Source organism: Acetobacter sp. AN02, from assembly GCF_029759835.1.
Classification (GTDB): Bacteria; Pseudomonadota; Alphaproteobacteria; order Acetobacterales; family Acetobacteraceae; genus Acetobacter.
Genome location: NZ_JAJJND010000072.1, coordinates 1 through 11846, shown reverse-complemented (window position 1 = coordinate 11846; position 11846 = coordinate 1). Strand labels below are relative to the sequence as shown.

The following is an 11846-nucleotide window of genomic DNA, read 5'->3' as shown; positions in this document are numbered from 1 at the left end:
TCCACAGGTCTCCGTAAAGACCAGCGTTGAATCACGTCCAAGCCAGTCTGAGAAGATCTTTTGTCAACAGAACCTAACTGACGACACGCCGTAGTATTTCTGCAATAAAGCCAGATAGACCGCTCATTCATCAGGGACATGCTGACCGATCAGCAGGCCGCCGTGATCGTGGATGCAATCATCTCCCTGTGCTCGGGCCTCAACATCAAGGTGGTAGCGGAAGGGATCGAGACCACAGGCCAACTTGCCAGCCTGCGCCGCTATCCTGAACTTCTGATCCAGGGATATCTGATCGGAAAACCCCAGCCGAAGGACAGGCTGTATCATCTCAGCCAGCCACAGAGACTGGGGGTATAACCGGAATTTTGAGCTCCTGAAGAGCCGTGCTAGGCGCTCAGACATGACAGTGCGGAAGACGGAGCAATGAAGACGCCGGAAACCGGCCTCCCGGCAGGATTGTCCGTCCGGGCTGTGATGACGGTCGTTTTCCGCAGATGGCTCTATATCGCCCTGAAGACCACATCCTGGCGATCCGAAATGCACCCGGAAGCCCGCGCCCTGCTGACCGGGCAGGAAGGGCAGACGGCACTGGTGGCATTCTGGCACGAGACGCTGCCGCTTTCACCCGCATTGTGGTGGTGGGCAGAGCCGCAGAATCCCGACCTGCGCCTGCATGTCCTGATCAGCAGAAACCGTGACGGACGTTTCATCGCCGATATCGTCAGACCGTGGCGTATCTTCGGAATCGCAGGATCAAGCAGCAGAAAAGGCAAGGATAAAGGCGGCGCCGCAGCCTACAGGCAGATGCTGCGTCTCCTGCGCGACGGCAGCCTGATTGCCATCACCCCTGACGGACCACGAGGTCCGAGACGGGAGGTTCAGCCGGGCGTCATCCGCCTGGCAGCACATTCCGGCGTAAAAATCGTACCGGTCGGGATGACCTGCGCGGGAATACGCCTTCGCTCATGGGACAGACTGCTCTTCCCGATGCCCTTCGGACGCGGCGTCTTCTGTGCGGCTGCGCCGATCGATGCGAAGGGCAGGGAAGAGACCTCTGTCGCTCAGGAACTGGCAGAAAAGCTGAACAATGTCACCGCACGGGCCGAGAGTCTCCGCTCCCGCAGCCTGGCGGACCGGCTATGGCATGGAGTAACGGACCTCATCTCCCCGGCGCTGATCCTGTCCGGAAGACTTCGCATACGAAAAGGCAAGGAAGACCCGAAACGCATCCGCGAACGTATGGGTATGACAGATCATCCTCGTCCCGACGGGCCGATCATCTGGATCCACGCCGCAAGCGTCGGAGAAACGCTCTCGATCCTGCCTCTCGCGGAACGGATACTTGGCGCATCCTCCGTGCATATCCTGCTGACAACCGGCACGCTCACATCAGCCGAGCTGGTCCGGAGGAAAGCGATTTCTCCGTGCCTGATCCACCAGTTCGTACCGCTCGATGTCTCACGCTGGACAGGGCGCTTTCTCAGGCACTGGCGCCCCGACATCCTGGTGCTGACGGAAAGCGAGATCTGGCCCGGCATGATCGCAGGCTGTCACAGCCGGGGAATCCCCGTCGTGACGGTCAACGGTAGGCTATCAGAAAAAGCCTCGGAAAACTGGAGCAGATTCCCCGGGGTCGCTCAGGGTGTTTTCGGACGGCTGTCATGGGTCGCGGCACGAACCGACCAGGATGCACGGCGCTTCCGACAGGCCGGTGCACATGATGTCTTCTGCGCCGGAGACCTCAAGATGGCCGCACCGCCGCCGGCCGCAGACCCGATCCTGGCAGAGAAAATCAGACAAGCGACCGCAGACAGACCAGTCCTGCTCGCCGCCTCCACGCATGAAGGTGAGGACGCCACGCTCTGCGAGGCCGCCTCTCTCCTGAGGCAGATATTCCCCGATCTCCTCCTGATCATCGTCCCCAGGCACCCAATACGCGGAGAGGCACTGGCCCGGCTGGCCGGAAACGCGCCCAGACTGGCGCAGAGCCAGTTTCCAACCCCGCAGGACACGGTCTGGATCGCAGACACGCTCGGCGATCTCGGAACGTTTTTCGCACTCTTCCCCATCGTGTTCATAGGCAACAGCCTGAGCACGGGACCCGGTGGCGGACATAATCCCTTTGAGCCGGCAAAATGCGGAGCCGTCATCGCATCCGGCCCGCGTACACAGAACTTCCAGGACGCCTTTGAACTCCTGAAAGGAGACGTCTGCATCGCAGATACACCGCAGGATCTCGCCGCATGGGTGACCACCATGCTGACCAATGACAGTCTCCGCCAGGACACGGGCGCACGGCTTAAGGCAGCCGCAAGCGCATCGGAAGCGCTGCCGGAACAGCTCAGTCGGAAAATCCTCAGAACCGCCCGGCTCGCGACATGATCCCCCGCTGGCAGGCTCCCGCATTCTGGTTCACCCGGCCCGGCCTGCGCACCGCGCTGCTTAGTCCTCTGTCCGCCCTGGTCGGCAGCATCGCCGTCAGCAGACTGCGCAGGGCAGGTGAGCGGGTCTCGGTTCCCGTCATCTGTTGCGGCAATCTGACGGCAGGCGGAACCGGAAAAACACCCCTCACGCTGGATCTCCTCCGTCGGCTGCACAGACGCGGCCATCAGCCCCACGCATTGCTGCGCGGCTATGGCGGCAGACTCAGAGGCCCGCTGCAGGTGCGCCCGCAGGAGCACACAGCCGCAGACACCGGGGACGAGGCACTGCTGCTCGCCGCCGTCGCGCCTGCATGGATCGGAGCCGACCGCGCTGCCTCAGCCCGCGCCGCCATTGCCGCAGGCGCGACCTGCCTCGTGATGGATGATGGACTGCAGAATCCCTCTCTGGAAAAGGATCTGTCACTGATCGTCGTGGACGGAGCCACGGGCTTCGGAAACGGACGCGTGCTCCCCGCAGGCCCGCTCAGACTGCCGCTCAGCGTCGGGCTGAAACAGGGAGACGCTATGATCATCATGGGGGAGGGTGATGCCGTCGAACACGGAACCATGCCCGTCCTCAAAGCCGGACTTTCAAATGAGGAACACGCAGAACTGCTGAAAGGGCAGACCGTCATTGCCTTTGCCGGAATAGGCCGTCCCGAAAAGTTCTTCACCTCACTCAGGCAGGCTGGAATCATCCCGCTGGAGTGTATCGCATTCCCGGATCATCACGTCTGGACACGGCAGGATCTCGATCGACTGACCGCCCGCGCCGCACGATCCGGCGCACGCCTTCTGACAACGGAAAAAGACGCCGTACGTCTTCCGCCGGAATTCCGCAAAAACATAACGGCCATCCCCGTAACACTGCGCTGGCAGGACGAACGCCAGATCGAAATGCTGCTCGACAGATACTGCCCCCTCCGGACAGATACACCCCCATGACCCGCCTGAAACAGCCCCTGCGCAACGCCCTGCACCATGCCGAAACAGCTGCTGCCCGCGCCGCCCTGACCCTCCTGCGCGCGCTCGGCCCCGTGCGCGCCTCAGATTTTGGCGGAAAAATCTGCCGGATGATCGGCCCGTATCTGCGCGTATCCCGCGTCGCGGACCGCAATCTGCGTCTCGCCATGCCGGAGCTGGATGCGCCGGAAAGAGACCGGATCATACGCGGCGTATGGGAGAATCTTGGCAGAACGGTCGGGGAATTTCCGCACCTTGCCGGTCTTCAGGAAAACACGCCGCACGGCCCGGGTTTTGAGGTTACGGGAGCAGAGCACCTGCACGCGGCAGCGGAAAAAGGCGGGCCGGTGCTCTTCGTCTCGGGGCATATCGGCAACTGGGAAATGCTCCCCCCCGCCGTCGCCCGCCACGGTGCCCCCTTCGCATCCTTCTATCGCGCCGCAGACAACCAGATGATCGACACCCTGATCCGCAGCCTCCGCGATCAGGCCATGGGCGTCTCCGTGCCGCTGTTTCCCAAAGGCGCACGCGGCGCACGCGATGCCCTCGCCTGGGTCGCAAAAGGCGGACGGCTGGGTATGCTCGTCGATCAGAAAATGAACGACGGAATCGGCGTCCGTCTGTTCGGTCATCCGGCCATGACCGCCCCGGCCCTGGCCGCAATGGCCCTGCGCTATCGATGCACCGTCATTCCCGGGCACGTCGTGCGCCTCGGCCCGGCCCGGCTTCGGATCGTCGTGGAACCGCCGATGGACCTGCCCGACAGCGGAGACCGCCAGGCAGACGTCCGGGCCCTGACGCAGCAGGTCAATGACAGACTTGAGGCCTGGATCAGGGAAAAACCGGAAAGCTGGCTCTGGCTCCATCGCCGCTGGCCTAAAGAGGTCATGGCCACCGTCCCTGAGAACGGGAAAAAGAGTGCGTGATCATGCACCCCCATGCCGCAGATATGCTTGCCCGCAGCGGCTGCGCTTCCTATACATATCGCCCCCGTAGTTATGTCTGTGAATCCCTTGCAGACATTCGTGGATAGTTCAGGACTGTCCGGCCATGACCGAAGAATTTCACCGCATCCGCCGCCTCCCTCCCTACGTCTTTGCGGAGGTCAACAAGGCCAAGGCCGCGGCCCGGAATCGTGGCGAGGACATCATCGACCTCGGAATGGGCAATCCCGACAGCCCGACACCCCCACACATCGTGCAGAAACTGATCGAGACCGTCGCGGACCCGCGCTCCCACCGCTATTCCGTCTCACGCGGAATCCCCGGACTGCGCCGCGCGCTGGCAGGATATTACGAGCGCCGTTTCGGCGTGTCGCTGAACCCTGAAACGGAAGTGATCGCAACGCTCGGCTCGAAAGAAGGGCTGGCAAACCTCGCAGCGGCCATCACAAGCCCCGGTGACACGATCCTCGTGCCCAACCCGTCCTACCCGATCCATCAGTTCGGTTTCATCATCGCCGGAGCCGCCGTGCGCTCCATCCCGGCCTATCCGGACGAGAACATGCTCCGCGCACTGGAGCGGGCCGTAAAACACTCGGTTCCGAAACCGACCGCGCTGATCGTCAATTTCCCGAGCAACCCCACGGCCTATGTCGCGGATATCGATTTCTACAAGGATCTCGTGGCCTTCGCCCGCCGCGAGGAAATCTTTATCCTGTCCGATCTGGCCTATTCCGAAATCTATTTCGGAGATACGCCTCCTCCCTCGGTGCTCGCCGTGCCGGGCGCAAAGGACATCACGGTTGAATTCACCTCCCTGTCCAAAACCTACTCCATGGCAGGCTGGAGAATGGGATTTGCGGCCGGAAACGAACGCCTGATCCAGGCCCTGACACGCATCAAATCCTATCTGGACTACGGTGCGTTCACTCCGATCCAGGTCGCTGCCGTCGCCGCACTCTCCGGTCCGCAGGACTGCGTTGCGGACATACGCGCGCTCTACAAGGAACGCCGGGACGTGCTCCTGCGCGGACTGACGGGTGCCGGATGGAGCGTCACACCGCCCGAAGGCTCCATGTTCGCATGGGCAGAAATTCCCGAACCCTTCCGCGAAATAGGCAGCGTGGAATTCTCAAAACTGCTGCTTAAGGAAGCAGGCGTGGCCGTGGCCCCGGGCCTCGGCTTCGGAGAATACGGGGAAGGCTTCGTGCGGATCGGCCTAGTGGAGAACACCCACCGCCTCCGCCAGGCAACACGAGCCATTAAAACTTTCTTCGCAAAAAAACGGGCTCAATCAGCCGTCAAAACACGTACCGGAGACAGTTGAATCGTGACCGTTCAGGACAGTTCGCAGACAGTACTCCGTCTTGGAATCGCAGGCCTCGGCACCGTCGGGGCAGGCGTCATCCGGCTCCTGACGGACAATGCAGACCTCATCACGGCCCGCGCCGGACGCCGGATCGAGGTCACTGCAGTCGCTGCCCGCGACCGTTCCCGCGATCGCGGCGTAAAACTGGATCACCTGCGCTGGTATGAAGATGCAGCCGATCTGGCAGCAGACCCTGAAGTGGACGTTGTCGTCGAACTCATCGGCGGCTCCGAAGGCGTCGCACGTACCCTGGTAACGGACGCGCTCAGGGCCGGTCGCCCGGTAGTGACAGCCAACAAGGCTCTGGTTGCAGTATATGGCGACGAACTGGCCGCTCTGAGCGAGAAGCACGATGCGCCCCTGCTGTTCGAGGCCGCAGTCGCAGGCGGTATCCCGGCGATCAAAACCGTACGGGAAGGCCTCGCAGCCGATCGCCTGACCCGCGTCGGCGGAATCCTCAACGGCACCTGTAACTACATCCTCACCACAATGCGTGAGACCGGCCGGGATTTCAGTGACGTTCTGGCAGAGGCGCAGGCCCTGGGCTACGCGGAAGCGGACCCGTCCACCGACGTGGACGGCATCGACGCTGCCCACAAGCTTTCCATCCTCGCCGCACTCGCCTTCGGTCGCTTTGTCGATTTCGACAGTCTGACCGTCCAGGGGATCGGCACGGTCAGCGCGCTTGATTTCGCCTTCGCTCGTGATCTGGGATACCGGATCAAGCTGCTGGGCGTGGCACAGCAAAGCGCCGACGGAATCGAGGCCCGGGTCAGCCCCTGCCTGATCGCGGAAAATCTGCCGATCGCGCAGGTGGACGGCGTGTTCAATGCCGTGCTGGCGGAAGGCAACTTCGTCGGAAATCTCATGCTGGAAGGGCGCGGCGCCGGAGCCGGCCCGACCGCTGTTGCGGTCTGCGCCGATATCATAGATATTGCACGCGGTGCGACAGCTCCGATCTGGGGTGTCCGCACCGCAGCACATCGCGAGCCTCTTCGCTGTTTGCCTCCCGAGCACTCCGAAGGCGCGTTCTATCTGCGCCTGACGGTCGAGGATAAAGCCGGTGTGCTGGCCGATATCACCGCAATTCTGCGCGAATATGGTATCTCACTGAGCAGAATGCTGCAGACACCGGCTGAACCGGACGGGGAAAAGAATGTTGTACCGCTGGTGCTGATGACGCACCGGACAACGGGCGGTGCAATGCAGAACGCCGTCAGCCGGATTGCTGCCCTCCCGGTGGTGTATGAGCAGCCCAATCTGATGCGGGTCGAGGAAGGGTGATATTTCGCCTGTTTTTACCCGGGTCAAAATAAAAAAGGTCAGATCATGTCCGTTTCATCCTCCGATGCTTCCTATCACGTTTCCGACCGGAACCTGGCCCTGGAACTGGTACGCGTGACGGAAGCCGCAGCGATCGCCAGCAGCCACTGGACCGGACGCGGTCAGAAGAACGAGGCAGACGGTGCCGCGGTCGAGGCCATGAGAAAAGCCTTCGATACGGTCACCATCGACGGAACCGTCGTGATCGGTGAAGGTGAGATGGACGAGGCGCCGATGCTCTATATCGGTGAGAAAGTCGGTGCAGGCGGTCCGGAGATGGATATCGCGGTTGATCCTCTGGAAGGAACCAATCTCTGCGCGAAGGACATGCCGAACGCCATGACGGTCGTCGCTCTGGCAGAGAAGGGAAAATTCCTGCACGCGCCGGATGTCTATATGGACAAGATCGTTGTCGGACCGGATCTGCCTGAGGGCGTTGTCGATATTGAATCTCTGATCACGACCAATCTGAAAAACCTTGCAAAGGCCCTGGGGAAGGACATCCGGGAGGTCAATCTCTGTGCACTGGACCGCCCGCGTCATGAGGAAATGATCGCCAGGGCGCGTGAGGCCGGTGCCCGAGTAAGACTGTTCAGCGACGGCGATGTGGCCGCTGCCATCGCCGCGTGTCTGTCCACCAGCCAGGTCGATATTTTTGCAGGTTCCGGCGGTGCGCCTGAGGGTGTGCTGGCCGCTGCAGCCGTTCGCTGTACCGGCGGACAGATGCAGGCTCGCCTTCTGTTTGAAGATGAGGAGCAGAAAGAAAGAGCGCGCAAGATGAACCCGGGCCGTGATCCGGATCGCAAGCTCGGACTGCACGACCTTGCCGATGGTGAAGTGCTGTTCTCGGCAACGGGCGTGACATCGGGTTTTCTCCTCAAGGGCGTGCGTCGTACGAAAGCCGGAGCCCAGACGCACTCTCTGGTAATGCGCTCCAAATCCGGCACGCTTCGCTTTGTGGAAGGTATTCATAACTTCCGTACGAAAACCTGGGGTGTAAGCTGATCCGTTCAGGTGAGTAAGGCTGTTAAACAGGCTTTTTCCCCCGTTACGGGTCTGCATTCCGGCCTGAGTCTGACCGGCAGAAGCTGGGTATGGCGATCTGAGCCGGATGACCGGACGGAACGCCTGGCCCTGGCACTGGCTCAGAAAAAGAACCTGTCGGATTTTCTGGCAGGTCTGATGACCCGACGCGGTGTTACCCCGGAGACGGCGGATCTTTTCCTTGATCCGACACTGCGGACCCTGATGCCGGATCCGTTTTCCCTGAAAGACATGGATAAGGCTGCGGAGCGGCTGGTATCAGCCATCCGTGCGGGAGAAACGGTCGGTATTTTCGGCGATTATGATGTCGACGGAGCATGTTCTGCGGCATTGCTGGCGGGATTTCTGCAACGGTCCGGATGCAGGGTCCTGACGCATATTCCTGATCGTCTTACCGAAGGATACGGACCGAATCCCATAGCGATGGATGCGCTGGCGGAGCAGGGGGCCGGACTTATCGTCTGCGTGGATTGCGGGACCAGTGCTGCAGATATTTTCGCACGGATGGAACACGCGCCGGATATTGTGGTGATTGATCATCACGTGACGGAGGGACCGCCTCCGCCTGTTCATGCCACGGTCAATCCGCAGCGAGGTGATTGCGAGTCCGGTCTGCGCACACTGTGTGCAGCCGCCCTGACATGGCTTGTCATGGCGGCGACCATGAAGCTGATGGAAAATGATCGCAGGCCGCTGCTTGATGATCTTGATCTGGTGGCACTGGCGACGGTCTGCGATGTCATGCCCCTGACCGGTACGAATCGTGCATTCGTGACACAGGGCCTGAAGATAATGGGGCAGCGCCGAAGGACAGGTCTGCGCTCCCTGATGGACGCGGCAGGAGTAAACGGTCAGCCGACGGCTTTTTCCTGCGGGTACGCCTTGGGTCCGCGGGTCAATGCGGGAGGGCGCATCGGGGATGCCGGTCTTGGGGCAAAGATGCTGCTGTCCTCGGACGAGGAAGAGACCGGAACGATCGCCCGGCAGCTGACATCGCTGAACCGTACCCGCCAGGAAGTGGAGCAGGATACGCTCTCAGAAGCCCTTAAGGCGGCTGAAGCTCAGATTGCCGCAGGTCATGCTGTTGTACTGACTGCATCTGCGGCATGGCATCCGGGTATCGTCGGCATTATTGCCGGGCGGATTAAGGAAAAATTCAATCGTCCGGCCCTCGTGGCAGCGACAGATGAAAACGGTATTCTGAAGGGCTCCGGACGCTCGATCCCGGGCTGTGACATCGGGCGAGCGGTTATTGCCGCGCGGGAATACGGTATTCTCCTGACCGGAGGTGGCCACATGATGGCTGCGGGTTTCGGTCTGGAACAGGATCGTCTGTCTGAATTTCACGCCTTCATGAACGAGCGTCTTGCGGCAGCATGTGAGGCACCTGCCGCACCGCCCCTTATGATTGACGCGGTACTTCCGTTGTCTGCAGCGACTGAGGCCTGTACGCGTGATATGGCGGCGATGGAGCCGTTCGGTGCCGGAAATGAAGAGCCTGTTCTTATTCTTCAGAATGTCCGGGTGGTCCGGTATGACCGGATCGGCAAGGATGGCAACACCATCCGGGTCATTCTGGGGGATCAGGGCACGGGAACGCTAAAGGCACTAATGTTCCGTGTTCAGGATTCACCTGCGTTGCCGGTGCTGGAAGACAGACAGCGGCCTTTGCTGCACGTTGCGGGCTGTCTGCGCATGGAGAGCTGGAACGGCCGGGAAAGTCTCTCTTTTTTCATCAGCGATGTTGCTCTGGCCGGCTCCTGAGAGTCAGGCCTGTGAGAGAATGACCTCAATCGGCCTGTGATCCGAATCAAACACCGGAAGCACTCTGGCGTTTGAGCAGCGCAGATCCCGCACGAGGCAGCGATCAATCCGGATCGGCACCAGATCCGCCATTTTATGCGTCGGCGCTTTGGGGCCGACATCGGCAAATCCGGGCATCAGCGTCGGGCCTACGAGATTGAAATCTCCGAGAATGGCTGCCGGTCCCTGCAATACATCGCTGAGACTGCGGAGCTGGCGCCTGTTCTGCATCTGCCCGTGAGACAGATGAACATTGGCGAAGGATATTCCTCCGGACCAGTGAATGATCTGCGCAACCCGTTTGACAATCGGTCCGGAGGGGATCGTGCAGGAGGCCGGTGCTTTGAGGAAAGGTGTGGTGCTCCAGCAGGCAAGGCCGTGGATACGGCCCGGCAACGGGACGCGCGCATAATATCCGCCGCAGAGCAGGGAAATCTGATCCATATCTGAAGTGGCTTCCTGCATCAGCAGAAGATCCGGACGATATGAGGAGATCAGTTCCGCGACATTTTCCGCCGTTGCGCCGATACTGTGCAGGAGATTCCAGCTGATGACCTTATGCAGGGCAGATGAACCTGAAAGGGTTCGTTCAGCACGGATTTTCCGGAATGGCTTTGTTCCTATATCACGCGCCTTGAGAACGATATTTTTCAAGCCTGCTCCCCCGGATCTCTGTTTCCGGTCATGATGGCGGTCCGGCCTCCCGCAGCGAACTCGACCGTGAGCGTGTACCCTACTGCCAGCAGAACCGGGCCGAGGAAGATACCAAGGCCGCCGAACTCAAGAATCCCACCGACAACACCAATAAGTGTCAGAAGATAGGGCATCTGGGCGCCCCGCGCGATGAAGGCCGGGCGGATAAAATGATCTATGCCTGAGATGATGATAATTCCGTAAAGTGCAAGGGCAATGCCCTTCCAGAGGTGGTGGGACATCGCCAGCCAGATGGCGCCAGGCACCCAGACCAGCGGCGCACCGATAGGCAGCACGGCAAGAAAAGCGGCTATCGCACCGAACAGGACAGGCTCGGGCAATCCCGTAAGAGCAAAGCCCGTTGCTGTCAGAATGCCCTGGATCAGGGCCGTTCCGAGAATACCATAGACCGTGCCGCGGATCGTGCCACCGATGACGGACAGGATGCGCGGAGCTTTCTCTCCTGCGATCCGGAAAAACAGCGATGAGATGGTTTTCCCCAGAGAATCGCCGCTGAGCCAGAAAAAGATGGCAATGAAAATGGCCATGACGAGATGCAGCCCCCCGCTGGCGAGCTGCACCAGGAGGCTGAGAGCGGATTCCGTAATATTCCCGGCATAGGGACGGACGACTTCGGACAGGTGGCGGATATCGTTGGCCGTCTGGCCCCATGTTGCCTGAAGTTCCGCACCGATTCCCGGTATTCTGGCCACCCAGGCCGGAGGTGCGGGAATCCGGAATTCGGGGAATAATGTGTTGACGATGGACTCGACCGCTGCCGGTCCGGCGGAAATACCTTCCGAGGCAACAAGCCCCACAGGTACCAGAACGCCGGTTGCGCACAGAATTGTCATCAGGATGACAGCCGGTATGGCTCCGGTTCTTGAACGCAGCCATACATAGGCAGGCCAGGTAACGTAGGCGAGGATCGCAGCCCACAGGAGCGCTGAACTGAACGGCCCGATAACCACGACGCAGCCCCAGGCAACACCCAGAATCAGCAGGACCATGATGATACGTTCTGCCGTCATGCTCCTCTTCCGCTCCGGTAATCAGGGGACCGGCTCATGCCCCGTGGTGCGGGCATCCGTATCCCCTTCAGGACGATAATACGGTTCTTGCAGAAGGGGAAGAATCCCGGAAGCTGAAGCGGCATCTAAATATAAGCATAGTACAAAAAAGATTATTTTTGTATCAAAAAACACATTTATTACGTCGTGTCGTCAGTTAAGCAGTATGATGATTGAAGCGAACTGCACGGCTGCGAGGAAAGTAGATTTGAGTTTG

General features: G+C 60.5%; 10 protein-coding genes. 8 read left to right on the top strand and 2 right to left on the bottom strand.

Annotated elements, in window-relative coordinates; genetic code table 11:
• Positions 1 to 114 precede the first annotated feature (114 nt).
• From LOC54_RS09005 to recJ, 8 genes are all read left to right on the top strand, one after another.
• A complete protein-coding gene (locus LOC54_RS09005; RefSeq protein ID WP_279313483.1) occupies positions 115 to 357 on the top strand; it encodes an EAL domain-containing protein in 243 nt (80 codons plus the stop codon).
• A gap of 66 nt (positions 358 to 423) precedes the next feature.
• On the top strand, positions 424 to 2382 hold the full coding sequence (locus LOC54_RS09000; protein WP_279313481.1) for a glycosyltransferase N-terminal domain-containing protein: 1959 nt from the start codon (positions 424 to 426) through the stop codon (positions 2380 to 2382).
• Positions 2379 to 3368, top strand: a complete 990-nt coding sequence (gene lpxK / locus LOC54_RS08995) for a tetraacyldisaccharide 4'-kinase (RefSeq protein ID WP_279313480.1) — start codon at positions 2379 to 2381, stop codon at positions 3366 to 3368. Before LOC54_RS09000 ends, lpxK begins: the two co-directional genes overlap by 4 nt.
• Entirely contained in the window at positions 3365 to 4312 is a 948-nt protein-coding gene (locus LOC54_RS08990) for a lauroyl acyltransferase (RefSeq protein WP_279313479.1), read from the top strand. Before lpxK ends, LOC54_RS08990 begins: the two co-directional genes overlap by 4 nt.
• A 124-nt stretch (positions 4313 to 4436) precedes the next feature.
• Positions 4437 to 5654 carry an LL-diaminopimelate aminotransferase gene (locus LOC54_RS08985; protein WP_279313478.1) on the top strand — a complete coding sequence of 406 codons (1218 nt, stop codon included), beginning with the start codon at positions 4437 to 4439 and terminating at the stop codon, positions 5652 to 5654.
• A 3-nt stretch (positions 5655 to 5657) separates the two neighbouring features.
• The gene (locus tag LOC54_RS08980; RefSeq protein WP_279313477.1) at positions 5658 to 6980 is read left to right on the top strand and encodes a homoserine dehydrogenase; all 1323 of its coding nucleotides are present in this window, start codon (positions 5658 to 5660) and stop codon (positions 6978 to 6980) included.
• 45 nt (positions 6981 to 7025) lie between these two features.
• Positions 7026 to 8024: a class II fructose-bisphosphatase gene (gene glpX, locus LOC54_RS08975; protein WP_279313476.1), complete on the top strand. Its 999-nt coding sequence runs from the start codon at positions 7026 to 7028 to the stop codon at positions 8022 to 8024.
• 9 nt (positions 8025 to 8033) lie between these two features.
• Entirely contained in the window at positions 8034 to 9827 is a 1794-nt protein-coding gene (recJ, locus tag LOC54_RS08970; protein WP_279313475.1) for a single-stranded-DNA-specific exonuclease RecJ, read from the top strand.
• 3 nt (positions 9828 to 9830) lie between these two features.
• Here recJ and LOC54_RS08965 read toward each other — a convergent pair whose 3' ends face one another.
• Together LOC54_RS08965 and LOC54_RS08960 are read right to left on the bottom strand one after the other, a co-directional pair.
• On the bottom strand, positions 9831 to 10466 hold the full coding sequence (locus LOC54_RS08965; RefSeq protein ID WP_279313482.1) for an endonuclease/exonuclease/phosphatase family protein: 636 nt from the start codon (positions 10464 to 10466) through the stop codon (positions 9831 to 9833).
• Between the two features lie 50 nt (positions 10467 to 10516).
• A complete protein-coding gene (locus LOC54_RS08960) occupies positions 10517 to 11590 on the bottom strand; it encodes an AI-2E family transporter (RefSeq protein ID WP_279313474.1) in 1074 nt (357 codons plus the stop codon).
• Positions 11591 to 11846: the final 256 nt, after the last annotated feature.